Origin of the sequence: Chryseobacterium sp. ZHDP1, from assembly GCF_018603435.1 — a bacterium.
Taxonomy (GTDB): Bacteria; Bacteroidota; Bacteroidia; order Flavobacteriales; family Weeksellaceae; genus Chryseobacterium; species Chryseobacterium indicum.
Window position 1 is genome coordinate 3,646,012 of sequence record NZ_CP075682.1, and the last position, 22,062, is coordinate 3,668,073.

A 22,062-nucleotide genomic window follows, 5' to 3' on the forward strand; every position below is an offset into this window, starting at 1 on the left:
AGTTAAATTTTTATAAATATTTAAAAGAAAAGTTTTATCTTTGCACCATTCGATCATTCAAATATTGAAAATGTTATCAAGAAAGGTTGAGGGATTAGACCCTGTGAAACCTTAGCAACCCTTTGCGCAGGCAATGAAGGTGCTACGTTCTACCAGAATTATTTTGGACAGATAACTCACTGAAGTTCTTTCAGCCATTTCCTGTGGCATTTTCAATTGTATTAAATAATAGAATTGAAAACAGAACTAAGACATATTAACTTTTCGTACCGTACAGATTCCAGGAAGGAATACAATATCCCTTTGAGCTACCAGCTTTTCGGGAAAGACCTGTTTTCTGCCCCGATTATTTTGGTAAACCATGCGTTAACCGGAAATTCCAATGTTTCAGGAGAAAAAGGATGGTGGAAACAACTGATTGGAGAACATCAGGTAATCGATACCAACCAATATACCGTTCTGTGTTTCAATATTCCCGGAAACGGATTTGATGATTTTTTTATTGATGAATATGAAGATTTTACGCCTTCGGATATTGCAAATATCTTTTTAAAAGGTCTTGAAATTTTAAATATCACAAGTTTACACGCCATTATTGGAGGTTCTTTAGGAGGCGGAATCGGCTGGGAAATGCTGGTAAAACAGCCTCATCTTACCGAAATTTTCATCCCTGTAGCCTGCGATTTTAAAACCCACGACTGGCTGCATGCACAATGTCTGGTTCAGAAATTTTTATTAAACCAAAACGATGAACCATTGCAAAAAGCAAGAATTCATGCGATGTTATGTTACAGAACTCCTGAATCATTAAATAACAGATTTCAAAACAGATATAATCAGGAAAAGCAAAGATTAGAGTCGGAAGACTGGCTTATTTATCACGGAAAAGCTTTAAACGAAAGGTTTAGTTTAAAATCATATAAACTTATGAATCATTTGCTGATGAACATCAATGCCAATGAAGAATATTTAGATAAAATTCAGGCGCGAATGCACATGATCTCTGTAGATACAGATTTATTTTTCCCCGCTTCAGAAATCCGAATGTGTTTTGAAAAGCTGAAAGAGAAAAACAAAGATGTTTTCTATCACGAGATCACCTCAGTTCATGGGCACGATGCCTTCTTAATGGAATATAAACAATTAAATACGATCATTAAAAATATTTTGAAAAATGAGTAAGATTAATGCTAAAGAAATAAAATTTTTAAAAAACAGATCCATCATCAAATTTGAAGGAGAAGATTTCTTAGGTGAAATCGGGATTGACGGACGAATTTTTAAAGCGCTTACTTTGGCGCGAATCAGTGTGGGAGTAATTTCCCAGCAGGCAATTGAAAACGGAATCTCCATTTTAGTTCATGAAAACGATTCCGAAAAAGCAGTCAATTGTCTGATTGACGAATTTGAACCAGAAAGAAAATCAGGAAAAGTTTCCCAGATTTACAGCATCAATAATGTGTCGGTGTTAGGATTTGTTGCAGAAGACTTCAACAAAGTTTTAGCGGAACTCGCGAGAAATAATGTTTTCCCATTGCTTTTGAACCAGATTGCAGCCGAAAAACGGGTAAATATCGTTGTGACATCTTCACAGGACGAAAAAGCAAAAAATATCATCGAATCTGAAATTTCTAAAAAACCGAAAACCGTTCATCTGGCAATTATCGGTCACGGAAACGTAGGGAAAACCTTAATACAGCAGGTTTTGGAATCTTCGGAAGAAATTAAAAGACGAAAAAAAATAGATCTGAAAGTAGTTGCAGTTGCCAATTCCAGGAAAATAGCATTCAACAAAAAAGGATTCGACAGCAATTGGAATGATGAGGTTTTAACGGCAGAAAAACCTTCCGATGTTCAGGAACTGATTAATTTCTCCAAAGAAAATCAGCTTGAAAATTTAATCGTTGTGGATAACACAGCAAGCAAAGACTTCGTAAAAAATTACCACACATTGGCGGAAAACGGCTTCGATCTCGTTTCTTCCAACAAAATTTTCAACACCCTTCCCATTTCAGAATACCGTCAACTAAGATATACGTTGAATAAAAACAACAGACGCTATCTCTATGAAACCAATGTGGGAGCGGGTTTACCATTGATCGATACCATTAAGCTTCTACACCTTTCAGGAGAAAATATTACCAGAATTAAAGGCGTTTTCTCAGGAACATTAAGCTATGTTTTCAATAATTTTTCTTTGAGAGACGATAATTTTTCCACTATCATCAATGAAGCGTTGGAAAAAGGATATACAGAACCCGATCCGAGAGAAGACCTGTCAGGAAACGATGTGGCAAGAAAATTATTGATTTTAGCTAGAGAATTAGACCTAATCAACGAATTTGAAGATATTAAAATTCAGAATCTTGTTCCGGAAAGTCTGCTTTCTGTTTCCAAATCAGAATTCCTTTCAAGACTGGACGAATTAGATGCGGAATATCAGAAAATCAAAGAAAATCAGGAAGAAGGACACGTTTTAAGATATGTGGGAGATCTTCACGGAGATTTGCAGAAAGAAAAAGGAGAATTGGATGTGAAGTTAATTTCCGTTCCGGCAACTTCCGCTTTAGGACAACTGAAAGGCTCAGATTCTATCTTCGAAATCTACACCGAAAGTTACGGAGAAAATCCAATCGTTATCATGGGAGCCGGAGCCGGAGCAATTGTCACAGCAAGAGGCGTTTTCGGAGACATTTTAAGAGTAAGTGAAACAAAATAAAAGAACCTAGGAACCCGAAGGGTTCAATATTAATAGCCGTAGGTAGAACCTATGGAACGAAATAAAACAGCGTTTAAGCCCGAAGGGTTCAACATTAGTAGCCGTAGGTAAAACCTATGTCATGAAATAATAAAAAACAACCGTAAATAAAACCTACGGAAAATATAGAAATGGAAAACGAAAATTTTGAAACCTTTGCCATAAGAACCCAGACTGAAAGAACCCAGTTTGATGAGCATTCAACCCCTTTGTATCTCACATCCAGCTTTATTTTTCAGGATGCGGAAGACATGAGAGCGAGCTTTGCGGAAGAAAAACCAAAAAATTTATACAGCCGTTTTTCCAATCCGAACGTAACAGAATTTACCGATAAAATTGCCAAAATGGAAGGCGCAGAAACAGGGTATGCTTTTGCAACAGGAATGGCAGCGATTTACTCCACATTTGCGACTTTGTTAAATGCCGGAGATCATATTGTAAGCTGTCAGTCCGTTTTCGGATCTACGCATACTTTGTTCACAAAATATTTCCCGAAATGGAATATCGAAACAACCTATTTCAAAGCAGAAGATGCAGAAAATGTAGAAAAATATATTCAGCCCAATACAAAAATTTTATATCTGGAAACACCGACCAATCCTGCGATTGAAGTTTTGGATTTAGAATTTTTCGGACAGATTGCGAAGAAATACAACTTAATTTTCATTGTGGATAATTGCTTTGCAACACCTTATCTGCAACAGCCAATAAAATACGGAGCAGACATCGTGGTGCATTCCGCAACCAAATTAATTGACGGGCAAGGTCGTGTTTTGGGCGGAGTTGCAGTCGGAAGAGAAGATTTAATTCGTGAAATCTATCTTTTCGCCAGAAATACAGGACCTGCAATGTCGCCTTTCAACGCTTGGGTTTTGTCAAAAAGTTTGGAAACTTTAGCCATTCGTGTAGAAAAACATTGCGAGAACGCTTTAAAAGTAGCTGAGTTTCTTGAAAATCATCCAAATGTAGAACTGGTAAAATATCCGTTCTTAAAATCTCATCCAAGCTACGAAATTGCGAAAAAGCAGATGAAATTAGGCGGAAACATCGTTGCCTTCGAAATCAAAGGCGGAATTGAAGGCGGAAGAAACTTTTTAGATAAAATAAAAATGTGTTCCCTTTCCGCTAATTTGGGAGATACCAGAACCATTGTAACGCATCCTGCTTCTACAACACACTCTAAACTATCCGATGAAGAAAGAAACGAAGTCGGAATTACAGCCGGTCTGGTTCGTTGTTCGGTAGGTCTGGAAAATGTGGAAGATATCGTTGCAGATTTAAAACAGGCGTTGGATTAACAACGAACCCGAAGGGTTCAATAACAATAGCCGTAGGTAAAACCTATGGGAAAATATCAGCGAATTGATTCACGACGAAATAAATAATAAATGAAAAATTCAGAACAACTATACAAAGCATTATCCGAAAGAATTTTAATTCTCGACGGAGCGATGGGAACCATGCTTCAGCGGTATAAATTCGAAGAAGAAGATTACCGTGGCGAACGTTTCAAAAACTGGGAACATCCGGTAAAAGGAAACAATGATTTGTTGTCTTTAACGCAGCCTCAAGCAATAGAAGAAGTTCACAAAAAATATCTTGAAGCGGGAGCAGACATTATCGAGACCAATACATTTTCAGGAACAACCATTGCCATGGCAGATTATCACATGGAAGATCTCGTTTACGAACTGAATTACGAATCTGCAAAAATTGCAAGAAAAGCCTGCGACGAGTACACCGCGAAAAATCCGGATAAACCAAGATTTGTGGCAGGTTCTATCGGACCAACGAACAGAACGGCGAGTTTAAGTCCGGATGTAAACGATCCGGGTTATAGAGCAATCACATTTGAAGAATTAAGAGTTGCTTACAAACAACAGTGCGAAGCCTTATTAGACGGAGGATCAGATATTCTTTTGGTAGAAACCATTTTCGATACATTGAATGCAAAAGCAGCCCTTTTCGCTATTGATGAACTTCAGGACGAAAGAAATATCAAAATTCCGATCATGGTTTCAGGAACCATTACTGATGCTTCAGGAAGAACATTGAGCGGACAGACTGCGGAAGCATTTTTGATCTCAGTATCCCATTTAAATCTTTTAAGTGTAGGATTTAACTGCGCTTTGGGAGCAAACCAATTAACGCCTTATCTGGAAACACTGGCTCATAATTCAGAATTTGCTGTCTCAGCTTATCCGAATGCGGGTTTACCAAATGCTTTCGGGAAGTATGATGAAACTCCAGAAGATATGGCAGGACAGATTAAAGAATACGTGGAAAAAGGATTAATCAATATTATCGGAGGCTGCTGCGGAACAACGCCGGAACATATCAAGGCAATTGCAGATCTGGTTTCGCAATATCCGCCAAGAAAATTGAAAGAATTGGTCTGAAATAATAGAATTTTTTAATTAAATCAGGAAAAAAAGGAACAGTTTTTAATATTATCTTTAATTATCACACAAAATTAAATATAATGGAAAAACCTACTTACTTTAAAGATCCGCAGGATGCCAGATTATTTAATGAACTCAGAAAAAAAGTGAACCAAAGAGTAGAAGCCATTCCCGAAAACAGGGACATTTACATTCAGATCAAAGCGGTTATTCTGCCTTTGGTCTATTTTGGTTTATATGTCTTTGCACTTTTAAATGCAGATCAGTCTGGAGTTTATATCCTGAGTTTCATTCTGATGGGGCTTTCTCTGGTTTTAATTTATCTGAATTTAATTCACGAAGCTGCTCACAATAATATTTTTAAAAGTAAAAGACTGAACAGTCTGGTTTTACAGATTTTCGATTTTGTGGGAGCCAATTCCTACATCTGGAAGAAAAGACACATCTCAAGCCATCACGCATATCCGAATGTAGACGGTTGGGACACAGACATTGAGCAGAGCGGACTTTTACTAATTATTCCATGGATCAAAGCAAAAGGAATTCAGAAATACCAGCACCGCTTTTTCTTTCTGGTTTATCCTTTATATCTGTTCAACTGGATGTTTATCCGCGATTTCAGAGATTTTTTCGATAATGAAAGAGTGATCCTGAAAACGCAGGGAGCGATTCCGGTAAAAGAAAAAATTAAAATGGTGGCGTATAAACTGTTTTATTTTTTCTATCAGATTGCCGTTCCCGTTCTGTTTTTTAAAGTCTCTTTAGGCTTGGCTTTGGAAGCATGGTTTTTACAGGTAATTGCGGCGAGTATTTTTGCCCTTTTTGTCCTGTTGCCATTACATCCGCTTCCCGATAATGCCTTCCCGAAACTGGATGAGAAAAACGGACTTCCTTACAGTTGGCTTCATCATCAGTTTGAAGTCACCAACGATTTAAAAGAAAATAACTGGTTTGTGCGGAATATTTTGGGGAATTTCAACTTTCACGTTGCCCACCATCTTTTTCCGAATTACAGTTATGCTTATTATAATGAAATTACAGAAGAAATCGAACAGTTTGCCAAAGAACACAATCTGGGTTATAAACGGTTTCCGATTTTTACCGCTTTGGGCAAACATATCGATTTGCTGAAGCAAAATGCCAATAATGCATATTTTATTTTAGAAGAATAAATTGATGAAATATTTAAGATTATCGGGGCTTGAGCCTTTGATTATTACACCGGAAAGCAACTTTATCAACGTTGGAGAAAGAACCAATGTTGCCGGTTCAAAGAAATTTTTAAGATTAATAAAAGAAGAAAAGTTCGGGGAAGCGCTCGATATTGCACGGCATCAGGTTGAAGGCGGTGCGCAGATTCTCGACGTTAATTTTGACGATGGACTGATCGACGGAAAGGCTTCCATGATTAAATTTTTAAACCTGATTGCCTCAGAACCGGACATCGCAAGAATTCCTCTGATGATCGATTCTTCAAAATGGGAAATTCTGGAAGCAGGATTGCAGGTTGCACAGGGAAAATGTGTGGTTAATTCCATCAGCTTAAAAGGAGGTGAAGAAGAATTCATCAAACAGGCAAAAGCCATCAAAAGATACGGAGCCGCTGTGATCGTCATGGCTTTTGATGAGGTGGGACAAGCCGATACCTACGAACGCAGAATCGAAATATCAAAACGTTCCTATGATATTTTAGTGAATCGTTTAAATTTCCCTGCCGAAGATATTATTTTCGACTTAAATATTTTCCCTGTGGCAACAGGAATGGATGAACACCGCAGAAATGCCATCGATTTTATTGAAGCAACAAGATGGGTTCGTCAGAATCTTCCGTATGCATCCGTAAGTGGAGGAGTTTCCAATGTTTCGTTCTCGTTCCGTGGAAATGATACGGTAAGAGAAGCGATGCACTCGGTTTTCCTGTATCATGCGATTCAGGCAGGAATGAACATGGGAATTGTAAATCCTGCGATGCTGGAAGTTTATGATGAAATCAATAAAGAACTTCTGGAGCTTGTTGAAGATGTGATTCTCGATAAAAGAGAAGATGCTACAGAAAGACTTCTTGATTATTCTGAAAAACATAAATCCGTTAAGAAAGAAAAGTTTGAAGATTTAGAATGGAGAAATCATCCTTTGCAGGAAAGAATCACCCATGCTTTGGTAAAAGGAATCGACCGTTTTATCGAGGAAGATGTGGAAGAAGCAAGATTACAGGCAGAAAAACCGCTTCATGTGATTGAAATTAATTTAATGACCGGAATGGGCGTTGTCGGAGATCTGTTCGGAAGCGGAAAAATGTTCTTGCCACAGGTTGTAAAATCGGCGAGAGTGATGAAAAAAGCGGTGGCTTATTTACAGCCGTTCATCGAAGCAGAAAAAGACGGAACAAAACCAGCCAATGGAAAAATTTTGATGGCAACGGTAAAAGGAGATGTTCATGATATCGGAAAAAATATAGTAAGCGTTGTGTTAGGCTGTAACAACTACGAAATTGTAGATCTTGGCGTAATGGTTCCGGCTGAAAAAATTATTCAGACCGCGATTGAAGAGAAAGTCGATGTGATCGGACTTAGTGGGTTAATTACACCAAGTCTGGATGAAATGGTATACATCGCACAGGAACTGGAAAGACAGAATTTAAATTTCCCTTTGCTGATCGGTGGTGCAACGACATCAAAAGCGCATACTGCTGTAAAAATCGATTTAAAATATAAAAACGCAGTAGTTCACGTCAATGATGCTTCCAGAGCGGTAAACGTGGTAAGTTCATTATTGGGCGACCGAAATAAAGAATATGTTGATGATCTGAAAAGTGAATATTCTGAATTCCGTGAAAAGTTCCTGAACAGACAGGTGGAAAAAGACTACGTTTCTATTGAAGAAGCCAGAGAGAATAAGTTTAAAATCGACTGGGAAAATGAAGAAATTTTTACACCCAATCAGTTAGGAATTACCGTTGTTGAAAATCAGGATCTGAGAGAATTATTGCCTTTCATCGACTGGTCGCCGTTTTTCAGAAGCTGGGATCTTCATGGCAAATATCCGCAAATTTTAGAAGATGAGATTGTAGGAGCTCAGGCAAAAGAATTGTTCAAAGATGCTCAGGTGATCTTAAAAAGAATTTTGGATGAAAAGTTATTAACGGCAAAAGCTATTTTCGGAATTTTCAAAGCCAATTCCAACGAAACGGATGATATTTTAATTTTTGATGAAAACAACAATCAGAAAACGAAGTTCATTACTTTGAGACAGCAGGCTCAACGTTCAAAAGGGAAAGATTATCTGGCGTTAAGCGATTTTATTGCCCCTGAAAGTTCAGGAAAAACCGATTATATGGGAGCTTTCTGTGTAACAACTGGTTTCGGAACAGATGAACTGGCACAGGAATACGAAAAAGCAAATGACGACTACAACGCCATCATGGTAAAAGCTTTGGCAGACCGTTTTGCAGAAGCCTACGCAGAATTTTTACATAAAAAAGTGAGAACAGAATATTGGGGCTATGCCAATCAGGAAAATTTAACCAATGAAGAATTGATTGCTGAAAAGTATAAAGGAATTCGTCCCGCTCCGGGTTATCCTGCGTGTCCGGATCACTTGGAAAAACACGCAATCTGGGATTTACTAAAAGTGGAAGAAAATATCGGTGTTTACCTGACGGAAAGTTTAGCAATGTTCCCGACTGCTTCAGTTTCCGGATATTATTTCGGAAGTCCGCACGCCAAATATTTCGGATTGGGGAAAATCGCAGAAGATCAGCTGAAAGATTACTCCGTAAGAAAAGGAATTTCTTTGCAGGAAGCGAGAAAGTGGTTGAATCCTAATTTAGCAGATTAATTTTTCTATCATATAATTAAAGACAAAAAAATGATAATACATAAATTGATAAAAAAAAGATGAAAAAAATATTATTTCTAATGATGCTTACTAATCTTGTTAGAGCACAAATTATTTATTCAGCAGATATTTCAAATTACCAAGCCGGACAAAGTTTGTTAGGACAATATGGATGGAGTGAAGTACCGTATTTAAGTACATACAATAATCATATGCAGGTGGAAAACTTTCCAATGAGTTATTTGAATTATGGGACTACAAATAAGGCATTACATTATGTTCCTAATCTAAATACGCCATTACAAATATTTGCAAATAACACAACTACTACAGAAGCAAACTACTATTTTGCCTTCTTATTAAACGTGCAAAGTGCAATTATAACAGATCAAATTACATCATTGGATTTTGTTCAATTACATTCAGGAAATAATCTTGTATTTAGAATAATGACTTCCGGAACTGGAAACGGATATCAAATAAGATTTGGAAAAATGGATACAGAAGTGGCTCCTACGGTTCTTAATTTTAATCAAACCTATTTATTGGTTTTTAAATACTCACAAAATTCCGCAAGTTTATCAGATGATAATATTTCATTGTTTATTAATCCGGATGTAAGCTTAAATGAACCGCTTCCTCATTATACAAATTACTCAGGAAGTGATGTTAATTCTTCATTAGCAATAAACAAAATTTATTTAACACAAAATAATGCAACTTATAATGGATTTAAGGCTTATATATCTCAGCCTAAAATTTGTATGAATTGGAATGACCTGAAAAATTTACAGACTTTAGCGATTAATGATAACAAAAGGAGTGAAAATGAGTTTCGTATTATTGAAAATCCTATAAAAAATAATATCCTTAAAATTAAATCTCCGGATGGTATTTCAGATTATAATATTGATATTTATGATATTTCAGGAAAAAAAATAATGAATAACCTAAAAATGAAATCTGAAATAGATATCTCTAATCTAAAAGAAGGGGAATACTTTCTTAAAATTTTAGAAAAACATGAAAAAACTTTAAAATTTCTAAAAGTCAGATAATGAAAATCACAGACCATATAAAAAACGCAAACGGAAAAACCTTATTTTCTCTTGAAGTTGTTCCGCCACAAAAAGGAATCGGAATCGAAGATCTGTATAAAAATATTGACCCTTTGATGGAATTTAAACCGCCATTCATCGACGTTACGACTTCACGAGAAGAATATATTTACATCGACAAAGGAAACGGATTAATGGAACGCAGAATTACCCGAATGCGTCCCGGAACGTTGGGAATCTGTGCTTCCATTCAACATAAATACAATGTAGATACCGTTCCGCATCTGCTTTGCGGAGGTTTTACAAAAGAAGAAACAGAATATCTTCTGGTGGATTGTATGTATCTCGGAATTGATAACGTAATGGCTCTCAGAGGCGATGCGATGAAAGGACATCAGTATTTTGAGCCAACTCAGGGTGGTCACGGAAGTGCAATGGAATTGGTTCACCAGATTAACGATCTGGGAAGAGGAAAATATCTGCATAATCAGGATGAAATTTGTGATGAGCATAATAAGTTCTGCATCGGCGTTGCCGGTTATCCCGAAAAGCACATGGAAGCACCTTCAATGAATTATGATCTGAAATGGCTGAAACAAAAAGTAGATGCAGGAGCAGATTATATCGTGACCCAAATGTTTTTCGATAATAAAAAATTCATTGAATTCGTTCAGAAAGCCAGAGAAATGGGAATCACGGTTCCTATTATCCCGGGAATTAAACCAATTGCCACGAAAAAGCATTTAAAGATTTTGCCTCAGGTTTTTAAAATTGATCTTCCGGAAGATTTAATAAATGAAGTCGAAAATGCCAAAAATAACGAAGCCGTAAAACAAATCGGAATCGAATGGGCAATCGCACAGTGCAGAGAACTGCTGGAATTCGGAGTTCCTGTTCTGCATTTTTATTCGATGGGGAAAAGTGATAATATTAAAAAAGTAGCCGGAGCGCTATTCTAATAAAGTGAAAAATGAATATTTGAGAGTTCTGCAGAATGCAGAACTTTTTTATAGGGTTTTCGGCGGCGAAGCCGCCGAAAACCCTATAAATCATAAAACAGGATGTCTTTCAAACTCTTTATTCCTGTCAAAAAGATAACGGTATGTCGCTAATTTTCGGGTGACTGTAGTATCAAGATTTTCTGCAATCTTAATCATCTTAGGATTAAAATCCCCAATCCACTGCATTTCTGTCACTTTAAAATCCGTATGTTTTCTCAAATGCTGTGTTCCTTCCCAGATCATGTAGCCTTCAAGACCTTTCTTTTGCCATTCCGGAACAACACCGAAAACCAGACCAACCATTTTTTCGTTCTTCTTAAACTGTTTGATCCAGAGAAACTTCAGCTTTTCCCAGATCCCGAATTTCCCATTCAGATATTTAAACCACTGATTCGTATCCGGAAGATTCATCCACATCGCAATCGGTTTTTCATTTTCATAAACAAACCATGAAATATGTTCATTGATGATCGGTTTCATGGTTTTGAACATTTTCAGAACTTTAGATTCCTGCATACATTTTCCTTCGCCGTGTGCAGCCCACGCTTTATTATAAATTTCAGTAAAATCTTTGGCAAATTTTTCCAGATTATTTTTCGTCATGGGTTTTGCGGAAAGATCAGGATTTTTACTGTGTTTGGCGTGCATTACCGTAAAAAGTCTCGAAACTTCGGCAAAAATAGGTCTTGAAAAACAAAGCTGTTCAAAATAAATTTTAAACCCGTAGTTTTCAAAAAGATCTTTGTAATAAGGGAAATTATAATTCATTCCGTACAAAGGTTCGATAAAACCTTCAATTACCAATCCCCAGAATTTGTCACGCTCCCCGAAATTAATCGGTCCGTCCATTGCTTCCATTCCCCTTTCCTGGAGCCAGCTTTTGCAGTGATCAAAAATAAAATTTGCAGTTTCCTGATCGTTTACACAGTCGAAAAATCCGATTCCGCCGGTTGGCTGTTTTTGCTGATAGCTTTCGTTGATAAAAACCGCAACTTTGCCTACGGTTTTATTTTCTTTATTTTTAAACAAAAATCTTGCGCATTCCCCGTTTTTAAAAAACCTGTTTTTCTGAGGATTAAAAACATCTTCAATATCAATATTTCTGGGTCTTATATAGTTTTTGTCTTTTCGATAAAGCCTTGCCGGAAATTCTAAAAATTCCTTCCTCTGGGATTCGTTTTGTACTTCTTCAGCAATAATCATGATGTAAAATGATAGTAGGCGCGAAAGATAATGTTTTTCGCCCAAATTAAATATGACGAACAGATTTTATCCGTATTTTTGTGCAAATTAAATAAAAATGGTTGATTTTACGGATAACGACGATGATATTTTCACAGGAAAAGAACATACGCCTATAAGGGAAGATGCTTTTGATAAATCACCGGAAGAAAAAATAGAAAAAATTACCGAACTGTTTGGGGAGATCATGGAAACGCTGGGTTTAGACATGACCGACGATTCTCTGAAAGACTCTCCGAAACGTGTTGCTAAAATGTACGTAAATGAAATTTTCGGAGGACTTCTTCCAGAAAACAAACCGGGAATTTCCACATTCTCAAATAAATACAAATACCGCCAAATGTTGGTGGAAAAAGATATCACCGTTTATTCGTTCTGTGAACATCACTTCCTGCCGATTATCGGAAGAGCACACGTTGCTTACATTTCGAACGGAGAAGTTATAGGTCTTTCAAAAATTAACAGGATTGTGGATTATTATGCAAAAAGGCCGCAGGTTCAGGAAAGGCTGACGATGCAGATTGTAAACGCTTTAAAAGAAGCTTTAGGAACAAAAGATGTCGCCTGTATCATTGATGCAAAACACCTTTGCGTTAACTGCAGAGGAATAAAAGATACCGCAAGTTCTACCATTACCGCAGAATTAAGCGGTATTTTCAGAACCAATCCTATCACAAGACAGGAGTTCCTGCACTATGTGGGAAGCCATGCGAAATTGGATTAAATGAAAAATTGTACTATTTTTAACAATGTTAAATGATATTAAATATGAACTCCAATATATCCTTTCAGGAAAGAGCGAAGTTAAGTATGGAAATACTATCCAAACAATCGCCGGTTACCTTAGAAGAAGCCAAGAAACAGGCAGGCTGGCTTCAAAAGAAAAGTATTTCAAAAGAAAAGAAACATTATAGTTAATCGATTGGATTAATTTTAATAACTTTTGGTATAATACGATAGATTTTAATCTGTTTGTATCAGAAGGAGCGGAACAAAAAGTATATTTGAAAGATGATAGTTTTGTTTTAAAGCTGAATGATTCTATTTACTATGAATCATGGCTGGATTACTTTCATAATCTTCTTTTAAATAATTATTTTTTTCCGGATACAGCATATGAATTAATTGGATTTTATTTGAATTCAGACAGTTTATATGCAGTTGTTAAACAAAGATTTGTTAAATTAGATCAGTTAACTGATCTCAGAGAAGTTAAAAGTTTTCTTGGTAATAATGGATTTGAAAATATAAGAAACAATGATTATTATAACTCTTCCTTAGGAATTATTCTGGAAGATCTCCATGACGAAAATGTCATTACACAAAAAGGAGTGTTATATTTTATTGATACCGTTTTTTATATTAAACCTGAAATTTTCTGGAAGTAAATTATAATGATAAAATTTAAAAAAGTTTCATACAAGATATTTGTAACAACCATTATTTGTTGTTGCTGTAACTGCTGCTTTTAAAAGATGAAAATCTTTTAATCAATAAAACTTTAAACTAAATTTAAAATCATTAAATCAAATTAAAAAAATGCAACTAAAAATATACAACTCGCTTGCGGGAGAAAAAGAAATATTCAAACCGATTTTGGAAGGAAATGTAGGAATGTACGTTTGTGGACCGACCGTTTACAGCAATGTACACTTGGGAAATGTAAGAACCTTCCTTTCTTTCGATTTTATCTACAGAAGTTTGATGCATTTGGGCTATAAAGTTCGATACGTAAGAAACATTACCGATGCAGGTCACCTTACCGACGACGGAGACGTGAATAACGACAGATTCGTTAAACAGACTCGTCTTGAAAAGCTTGAACCAATGGAAATCGTACAGAAATACACCGTCGATTTTCATAAAGTGTTGGATATGTTTAATTTGCTTCCTCCGAATATTGAACCGACTGCAACCGGTCATATCGTGGAACAGATTGAGCTGACTCAAAAATTAATTGAAAGAGGATTTGCTTACGAAAGCAACGGTTCTGTGTATTTCGATGTCTTGGAATACAACAGTAGAGGCTTGAATTATGGTGAACTTTCAAAAAGAAATATAGAAGAACTTTTTGCCAATACGCGTGATCTCGACGGACAGGGTGAAAAGAAAAATCCGCAGGATTTCGCATTGTGGAAAAAAGCTTCTCCGGCACATATCATGAGATGGAATTCGCCTTGGGGAGAAGGTTTTCCGGGATGGCATCTGGAATGTACTGCAATGAGTACAAAATATTTGGGAGAAACTTTCGATATTCACGGAGGCGGAATGGATCTGAAATTCCCACACCATGAATGTGAAATTGCACAGGGAAAAGCGTGCAATGATGCTTCTCCTGTAAATTACTGGATGCACGCCAATATGTTGACGATGAATTCTCAGCGTATGAGCAAATCCACCGGAAATTATATTTTGCCGATGCAGTTGGTGACAGGAGAAAACGATTTCTTCGAAAAACCTTTCCATCCTTCCATCGTTCGTTTCTGCTTTTTGCAGGCACATTACAGAAGTGTTTTAGACATTTCAAATGATGCCATGATTGCGAGTGAAAAAGGATACACGAGATTGATGGAAGCCATTAAAGTACTGAATAGCGTCACTCCCAATGATGAAAAACAATCCGGTTTCAGTCTTGAAGAGTGGAAAAATAAAGCCTATGATGCATTAACGGACGATTTCAATTCTCCGGTTTTAATTGCCCACTTATTTGAAGCGGTAAAATATATATTTGCTTTAAATGATGGAAAGGAAACTGTTTCAACGAAAGATTTAGATGATCTAAAATCTACTTTAAATGCTTTGGTTTTCGACGTTTTGGGACTTCAGACGATTGAGGAAAATAACAACGAAAAATTGGATCAGACCTTGAAAGTTTTAATCGAGTTGAGAAATCAGGCAAGAAAATCAAAAAATTTCGAACTTTCCGATCAGATTCGCGATAAGCTTCTTGCAGAAGGTATCGAACTGAAAGACGGAAGAGACGGAACTTCTTATGTTTTGAATTAAAATAAAATTTAGAGCTTTTAATATATCTCTCGCAGATTTTACAGATTACGCAGATTTTTAAACACATTCATCTGCCAAATCCGCAAAATCTGCGAGAGTTTTTTTGTGCGCTGCTGTCATTCTGAATGAAGCGAAGCGTAATCAAGAATCTCTAATGTATAATTCTGCTTAAGATTCTTCCTTCGTCGGAATGACAAATACATTGTGAATCTAAAAATTATGAATTTTGATGAAGGAGAAATCTATCTTCAAAGCTTAGCCTAAACCTTAATCTCAACCTAAAAAAATTATAATCCAATCCAAAAATTACGTAACTTAGTCATAATAAAATGATTAAAAATTTAAATGAATAGACTATGAAAAAACATTTATTCCCTTTATTCCTGTTGTTGATGGGCGCAAACGCTTCGGCGCAGCAGGATTTTTTTGCTTTGGTCGGGAAAGATACTCAGAGTATTGTTTTCAATGATTTCCGTGCCATCGACGGAACTAGCGGAACTTCCGGAGAACAGATTTTTAATGCAGATTCTTCTGCAAGAGTTTTTTCACAAAGTAGAAACGGCGCTGTAACCGAGGATAAAAATACCTACAATAACGCACAGGCTGTAAATATGGCAACGCTGGCTTATGATTCTTACAACAATAATCTGATCTATATGCCAATGTTTTCTTCCAATATTTATGTTTTAAATGCCAAAACAAAGGAAATTACATTGGTGGAAAACAGTGTGGCAAGAGTTACTTCATGTGACATCAATTCTCATGTAACGAGAATGACGACAGGCTACGACGGAAATATTTACGCGATCAACAATTCCGGGACACAATTTTTGCAGATCAGCAGAAAAGGAAATCAATATGTGGTTAACGACTTGGGAATCATCAAAGATGACGGTTCCAACGGAAAAAATTCTTTTACCACCATTGAAACGGGTTTCGGTGGAGATATAATTGCCGATGCAGAAAATAATTTCTATGTTTTTTCAGCTTCGGGAAATGTTTTCAAGGTTTCACCTAAAGAAATGAAAGCAAAATTCATGGGTAAAATTGCAGGAATTCCTGAAAATTATTCGGTAAACGGATCTGCTGTAAATTCAAAAGGGAAAGTGGTGATTGCAAGTGCAAAAGGAGCTCCTCTCTACGAAGTGGATCTAGCTACTTTACAGGCAAAACCGCTTGGAGGAGAGCAGAATCTGCATATTTATGATTTGGCAAGTAAATATTTTGCGAACGATAAAGCCATTTCCAATAATGCTTTTGCCAGTCTGGATATTTATCCGACAAGAGTGGATGAAAAGTACATTAACATCAATGTAAATGATAAAGCTGTAAAAGGAAATATTAAACTGAATGTTTTCGATCTCTCAGGAAAAAATGTAATGAAGCAGAATTTATCTGTAAAAGACGGTTTATTAAATCAACAGGTTTATCTTAAAAATCTAATCAGCGGAGCTTATCTGGTAAACATTACCGACGAATCCGGAAAAGTATTATTAAACAAGAAAATCTTAGTTACAGAATAATCTTTAACTTTGTATAAAGCTTAGAAACCTTTTCAGACATTTTGAAAAGGTTTTTTTAATGAATATTTGATATTCAATAAGTTTTATTTTTCAGGATTATAATGTATTTTTATAAAAAAATATAAATGAAGCTATACTTTAATGTAGGTTACAGTACAAAAGTTGGAGAAAATCTGCAATTGATGATCAAAGACGAAGGCTCTGTACATCAGACTCATGCTATGTTTTACGGAGAAAACGGATTGTGGAAGTGTGAGGTAGATTACTTTTCCAAAACCATATCATACTACTATCAGCTTGTTGATGAAAGAGGAAATATTCTTCGCGAGGAATTTGTTCCGCATCATCTTACTTTTCCGCACAATTACAAGGAATTTGTAATTTTTGATGAATGGAATAATAAAAATTTCCCTGAAAATTATCTCAATAATAAAATTCTCTACAACAAACTGAACACCTTCAAGCCGGAAAAAGTTTCTGTGCTGAAAAAGCATACGCATGTATTCAGAATAGAGGCTCCGATTTATAATCCGGACTGGAAGATTGTTGTATTCGGAAGTACGGCTTCATTAGGAAACTGGAATTACGAAAAAGTAATTCATTTGTCTCAGACTGATTTCGGAATTTGGGAAACTTCTCTGGAAATTCCCGAAAACGAAGTTATTCAATATAAGTATTGTCTTTACGATACAGCTAAAGATAAAGTGATCGATGTGGAAACCGGCGAAAACAGATTTGCATTACCAAATCATTCGAAAGACGTTTTACAGATTGTTTCAGATCATTATTTTAAGTTTAAACTGTATCAGATGTATCACGATGCAGGAGTTGCGGTTCCTGTTTTCTCTTTGAGAACAGAAGACGGTTTCGGTGTTGGTGAATTTTCTGACATGAAAAAACTGGCAGACTGGGCAAAGGAAACTAATCTCGGAATTATCCAGATTCTGCCGATTAACGATACAACGGCAAATTATTCATGGACAGATTCTTATCCTTATGCGGCAGTTTCTGTGTACGCGCTTCATCCGCAGTATATTTCCATTGAGAATCTCGATTTTGCGTTACCGAAAGATTTAATTGAAGATTATCAGGCTGAAAAGTCAGAACTAAATTCATTAGAATTAATCGATTACGAAAAGATGATTTCCGGAAAATGGAAATATCTGACCGCCGTTTTCAATGAAGATAAAGAAAAAATCTACAAAGACAGAAACTTTAAGAAATTCATAAAAGATAACGAAAGCTGGCTTCTTCCTTATGCCGCGTTCTGTGTGTTGAGAGATAAATACAAAACTCCGAATTTCAACGAATGGAAAACGCATAAAAAATACATTGCAGGAAAGGTTTCTGCATTTTTCTCTGCAAAAAGTAAAGATTATGATGCTTCTATGCTTCATGCATGGGTTCAGTATCAGCTTCATAAGCAATTAAAGGATGCGATTGATTATACGCATAACCTTGGAATTTCCGTGAAAGGAGATCTTCCGATCGGAATCTACAGACATTCTGTGGAAGCTTGGACGGAACCTGAACTTTTCGGAATGGATTTTCAGGCTGGAGCACCGCCGGATCAGTTCACAGAATTGGGGCAGAACTGGGAGTTTCCTACGTATAATTGGGAAGCCATGAAAGCTGATGATTACAAGTGGTGGAAAAACAGATTCAAAGCACTGGAACAGTATTTTGATGCGATGAGAATCGACCATATTTTAGGATTTTTCAGAATATGGAGAATGCCGGTCTCTGCAACTCAGGGAATTTTAGGATATTTTTATCCTGCCGTTCCTATTACGCTGGAAGAATTCAGTGCAAGACATATTCCTTTTAATTTCGACAGATACTGCAAACCTTTTATTAATGATCAGATTCTCTGGAAATATTTAGGCGAAAACAGTGGAAAAGCGCTTGAGTTCATCAATAATAACCAGAACGGAACCTATTCATTTAAAGAAGAATTTAATACACAGCGCAAATTAGCTGACTTTTTTAAGAAAAATCCACGAGGTCCGATTGAAGATCAGTTGATTTCTCTTTGTGCCAATGTTTTATTTTTAATTGAAGAACGAAACGGGCAGGTTGTTTATCATCCGAGATTTAATGTGTACAACACAGAATCTTATAAATATCTTTCGGATTGGGAGAAAAAATCCATCTATGACCTTTATCACGATTATTTCTTCAAAAGACAGGATCATCTCTGGTTTGAAAAAGCGATGGAAAAACTTCCGATGATTCTTAATGCTACAGAAATGCTGATCTGCGGAGAAGATTTAGGCCTTGTTCCGGACTGTGTTCCTGTTGTAATGGATGAACTCGCGATTATTGCTTTAAAAGTTCAGAGAATGCCTTCGGATAATATTCCTTTTTATAATCCAAAAGATGCAGGTTATCTGAATGTTGTTACGGCTTCCTCACATGACAGTTCGACGTTGAGACAATGGTGGAAAGAAGATCCTGCGCTTACACAAAAGTATTTCAATCAGCAGTTGGTACAGTATGGAAAAGCTCCGGAAGAACTGGATCCTCATTTAGCTGAAATTATAATGAAACAGCATCTTTATAATGATTCGATGCTGGCAATTTTCCCGATTCAGGAGTTTTTAGCAACGGATAAAAATCTTCGCAATCCTAAAATGGATAATGAAAGAATCAACAATCCTGCGGTTTTTCCACATTACTGGAGATACAGAATGCATCTTAATCTGGAAGATCTGAAGGAGCAGAAAGATTTCAATCAAAAAATAGCCTACTGGATTAAAGATAGCGGGAGAATATAAATTTAACATTTGATTATCAGTTAGTTAATGATAAATTAAAAGAAGTTGGATCGGAAGATTTAACTTCTTTTTTTTATTTATATCCAAAAGATAGAAGAGAAAATTCGACTATATTAACCAATTAACGACTATAGAAATGAAAAAAATATTAATCAGTTTTGCTTTGGGTATGGCGACTTTATCGTTTGCTCAGCAGTATCCGAATAATGGCTGGGGAGATGACGGCTATTATCAGAATGACGGAGGCTATTACAGCGATGAAGACGATCAGAATTATTTCCCTGATGATTATTACTACAATTATCCGCAGGATTATTATCCACAGGATTATTACCAGACCAATTACAATGATTACAGGAACAGCATTATAAGCATCAACTGGAATGGCTTTTTCGCCCAAAACAGGCTTAATCGTTGGCAGATAGACCAGATCCTGAGACTGAATAATCTGTATGTAAGTTTTTCCACATGGAACAATTTCTACAGATACAATCCGGACAGATGGTATTATGACAGATTCTATGCATTGGAAAGAATTATGGGACCGAGAGTTTTCGTTGTATTCCAGAATAATTATTACAGAGGATACAGCCCTGTAGTTTATTTCCAGAATTACCGAAGAACGCATTATGCAGGGATTTGCAGACCGATGCCGCGCTACAGAAATGTAAACATCAATATCTACAGAGTAGACCGAACTAGATTCCGTAGCTATGATAACCCTACTTTTAATATCGTAAGAGGAAGCGACAGACCTAATAATGGTTTCCGTGGCGGTGTAAGAGATGGAAATGGAAATAACGGAGGTTTCCGCAATCAAACAGAAAACAGAAACAATAGTCCGTTTTTCAGAAACGATAATGAAGTACGGAATAATGGCAGTTTCCGTGGAGGGAATGAAATAGGTTCTACTAGGGGCAATGGCGGTTTCAGAAACGAGCGAACTGAAAACAGCGGAACCAGAGGTGGAGGTTTCAGAGGCGGAGAAGTAAGAAGAGAAGAAGCTCCGAGAATTGAAAATAATGGAGGCGGTTTCAGAAACAACGGAGGATTCAGAGGAAACGAAAATTCAGCTCCCAGAGAACAGAACAGAGGGGGAGGAGAAAGCAGAGGAAACGGCGGATTCCGAACCGGATTTGCAAGAAATTAATTTTCATATATTATATTTAAGTGGTGTGAGGGCAGATTTTTATGATCTGCTCTTTTTTATTTTTATCATTAAAAAATTAATGTTAAAATTTAACATTTTTTTATGTGATTTGTGTTTTAACTTTCATTTTAACTAATAATCAAAAAGATGTATAACAATTAATTAAAGATTTAAAAAAATGAAAAAGTTAGTTTTAGCAATAGCATTTATCGGAATGGGAAGTTTTGCAATGGCACAACAGGTAACTCCTGAACCACAGGACAGACAGGCTAAAAGAGCTGAAATGAAAGAAAGATTTCAGCAGAGAGAGCAGGAACATATGGCGCAGATGCAGAAAGATTTAAACTTAAATCAGGCTCAGGTAGATAAAATTAAAGCACTTCACGAAAAAAGAAAAGCCGAAATGAAAGCTGATTTTGAAAAAAATAAAGATCAGAGACAGGCTAAAATGGAAGAAATGAAGGCAAAAAGAGCACAGATGGATGCCGACATGAAACAGATTCTTACTCCTCAGCAATATGATAAATGGCAGGCGGACAGAAAAGCAAAAATGGAAGAGAGAAAAGTGGCAATGAAAGAAAGAGGAATGAAGGGCGGAAGGATGCACAAGCCAATGAACACGGCTGCTCCGGATGCGAATTAAGTAGTTTATAATTTTGATTTTTTAATGTGTAGGAGGACGGGATTTATTCCGTCCTTTTTATTAATTTCTGCTAAAACTTTTGATTTCGGGGTTTTATTCCCTAATTTTGACTGAAAATTTAGGACTTATGGTTAGCGAAAAAATTGCAAAATTAATTAACGAACAAATAGCTCACGAACAGTACGCTGCACAATATTATCTTTCTATGTCTGCATGGTTTTCCGGTAAGGATCTTGACGGGATTGCCAATTATTTCCGTGTACAGAGCAAAGAAGAGTTAATGCATGCCGACAAAATGTTCGATTATTTAAATGACGTAGGTGGAGAAATTATTATCGGAGAAATCGCAAAGCCACCCCACGAATTTGCAGGCGCAATCGACATTTTTGAAAAAGCACTGGAACATGAGAAAAAAGTAACAAGAAGCATCTTCAATATTGTGAAAAATGCAAATGACGAGGGCGATTTTGCTACGACTTCTTTCCTGCAGTGGTTCATCAACGAGCAGGTAGAAGAAGAAGCAAGTGCATCTCAGTTGGTTACCAAAATCAAAATGGTAAGCGATAATCCATCCGCTTTATATCTTTTTGATCAGGAATTGGCGCAGAGAGTTTTCGCACCGGATACAACAGCTTAATTCTGTATTTAAATAATAATAAGTTTCG

At 36.4% G+C, this 22,062-nt stretch carries 18 protein-coding genes and 1 riboswitch; of the genes, 17 read left to right on the forward strand and 1 reads right to left on the reverse strand.

Going from position 1 to position 22,062, the window contains the following annotated elements:
* The first annotated feature begins 70 nt into the window (after positions 1–70).
* Positions 71–178, forward strand: a riboswitch (SAM riboswitch).
* Positions 179–234: 56 nt separating this feature from the next.
* The 8 genes from KKI44_RS16745 (at position 235) to metF (ending at position 11,014) form a co-directional block, all read left to right on the forward strand.
* Positions 235–1,182, forward strand: a complete 948-nt coding sequence (locus tag KKI44_RS16745; protein ID WP_214588384.1) for an alpha/beta fold hydrolase — start codon at positions 235–237, stop codon at positions 1,180–1,182.
* The gene (locus tag KKI44_RS16750; protein ID WP_214588385.1) at positions 1,175–2,719 is read left to right on the forward strand and encodes an ACT domain-containing protein; all 1,545 of its coding nucleotides are present in this window, start codon (positions 1,175–1,177) and stop codon (positions 2,717–2,719) included. The genes KKI44_RS16745 and KKI44_RS16750 overlap by 8 nt, the downstream gene beginning before the upstream one ends.
* Positions 2,720–2,889: 170 nt before the next feature.
* A complete protein-coding gene (locus tag KKI44_RS16755; protein ID WP_214588386.1) occupies positions 2,890–4,056 on the forward strand; it encodes an O-succinylhomoserine sulfhydrylase in 1,167 nt (388 codons plus the stop codon).
* 90 nt (positions 4,057–4,146) lie between these two features.
* Positions 4,147–5,157: a homocysteine S-methyltransferase family protein gene (locus KKI44_RS16760; RefSeq protein WP_214588387.1), complete on the forward strand. Its 1,011-nt coding sequence runs from the start codon at positions 4,147–4,149 to the stop codon at positions 5,155–5,157.
* 83 nt (positions 5,158–5,240) lie between these two features.
* Positions 5,241–6,332, forward strand: coding sequence for a fatty acid desaturase family protein (locus tag KKI44_RS16765; protein ID WP_214588388.1), 1,092 nt, complete (start codon positions 5,241–5,243; stop codon positions 6,330–6,332).
* Positions 6,333–6,336: 4 nt separating this feature from the next.
* Positions 6,337–8,997, forward strand: a complete 2,661-nt coding sequence (gene metH, locus KKI44_RS16770) for a methionine synthase (protein WP_214588389.1) — start codon at positions 6,337–6,339, stop codon at positions 8,995–8,997.
* Between the two features lie 59 nt (positions 8,998–9,056).
* Complete coding sequence (locus tag KKI44_RS16775) at positions 9,057–10,055, forward strand: T9SS type A sorting domain-containing protein (RefSeq protein ID WP_214588390.1); 999 nt, start codon at positions 9,057–9,059, stop codon at positions 10,053–10,055.
* Positions 10,055–11,014, forward strand: coding sequence for a methylenetetrahydrofolate reductase [NAD(P)H] (metF, locus tag KKI44_RS16780; protein ID WP_076395042.1), 960 nt, complete (start codon positions 10,055–10,057; stop codon positions 11,012–11,014). The genes KKI44_RS16775 and metF overlap by 1 nt, the downstream gene beginning before the upstream one ends.
* A gap of 90 nt (positions 11,015–11,104) precedes the next feature.
* Here metF and KKI44_RS16785 read toward each other — a convergent pair whose 3' ends face one another.
* Positions 11,105–12,259, reverse strand: coding sequence for a hypothetical protein (locus KKI44_RS16785; protein ID WP_214588391.1), 1,155 nt, complete (start codon positions 12,257–12,259; stop codon positions 11,105–11,107).
* Between the two features lie 97 nt (positions 12,260–12,356).
* Between KKI44_RS16785 and folE the strand changes: the two genes are divergently transcribed.
* From folE to KKI44_RS16825, 9 genes are all read left to right on the forward strand, one after another.
* Positions 12,357–13,022, forward strand: a complete 666-nt coding sequence (gene folE / locus KKI44_RS16790; protein ID WP_076395046.1) for a GTP cyclohydrolase I FolE — start codon at positions 12,357–12,359, stop codon at positions 13,020–13,022.
* 44 nt (positions 13,023–13,066) lie between these two features.
* Entirely contained in the window at positions 13,067–13,216 is a 150-nt protein-coding gene (locus KKI44_RS22735; protein WP_250902085.1) for a hypothetical protein, read from the forward strand.
* Positions 13,217–13,266: 50 nt separating this feature from the next.
* Positions 13,267–13,686 carry a hypothetical protein gene (locus KKI44_RS16795; RefSeq protein ID WP_250902205.1) on the forward strand — a complete coding sequence of 140 codons (420 nt, stop codon included), beginning with the start codon at positions 13,267–13,269 and terminating at the stop codon, positions 13,684–13,686.
* A gap of 151 nt (positions 13,687–13,837) precedes the next feature.
* Positions 13,838–15,304, forward strand: a complete 1,467-nt coding sequence (gene cysS / locus KKI44_RS16800) for a cysteine--tRNA ligase (protein ID WP_214588392.1) — start codon at positions 13,838–13,840, stop codon at positions 15,302–15,304.
* A gap of 356 nt (positions 15,305–15,660) precedes the next feature.
* Positions 15,661–16,827 (forward strand): T9SS type A sorting domain-containing protein, encoded by a 1,167-nt coding sequence (locus KKI44_RS16805; protein ID WP_214588393.1) that lies wholly within the window; start codon positions 15,661–15,663, stop codon positions 16,825–16,827.
* A gap of 125 nt (positions 16,828–16,952) precedes the next feature.
* Positions 16,953–19,604: a 4-alpha-glucanotransferase gene (locus tag KKI44_RS16810; protein ID WP_214588394.1), complete on the forward strand. Its 2,652-nt coding sequence runs from the start codon at positions 16,953–16,955 to the stop codon at positions 19,602–19,604.
* Positions 19,605–19,740: 136 nt separating this feature from the next.
* Entirely contained in the window at positions 19,741–20,754 is a 1,014-nt protein-coding gene (locus tag KKI44_RS16815; RefSeq protein WP_214588395.1) for a hypothetical protein, read from the forward strand.
* A 178-nt stretch (positions 20,755–20,932) separates the two neighbouring features.
* Positions 20,933–21,397, forward strand: coding sequence for a hypothetical protein (locus tag KKI44_RS16820; RefSeq protein WP_214588396.1), 465 nt, complete (start codon positions 20,933–20,935; stop codon positions 21,395–21,397).
* A 127-nt stretch (positions 21,398–21,524) separates the two neighbouring features.
* On the forward strand, positions 21,525–22,034 hold the full coding sequence (locus tag KKI44_RS16825) for a ferritin (protein ID WP_214588397.1): 510 nt from the start codon (positions 21,525–21,527) through the stop codon (positions 22,032–22,034).
* Positions 22,035–22,062 lie beyond the last annotated feature (28 nt).